Below are 210 nucleotides of genomic sequence, written 5' to 3'. Positions count from 1 at the left end.
GGATTTAAATCCTGCACGACCCACCATCAAATCGAAATACTCAGCAAATCCTCCAAATTAAGTAAACGCTCAGTCGCTAAGTTGTGCTCAGGTAAGCTGGTTGCAGGTTCAGGCCGAAGGCTAAATCCGAAGAATTTAAATCCTGCACGACCCACCATCAAATCGAAATACTCAGCAAATCCTCCAAATTAAGTAAACGCTCAGTCGCCA

At 44.3% G+C, this 210-nt stretch carries 1 protein-coding gene; it reads left to right on the top strand.

Annotated features, from left to right (window positions below; all coding sequences use genetic code 11):
• The coding region (locus AC4IFT_RS22655; protein ID WP_490753002.1) for a hypothetical protein at nucleotides 1-192 on the top strand (192 nt) is incomplete at its 5' end.
• Between the last annotated feature and the right edge of the window lie 18 nt (nucleotides 193-210).

The organism is Providencia sp. UF-183, from assembly GCF_058246155.1.
This window is presented reverse-complemented; position numbering and strand designations above follow the sequence as displayed.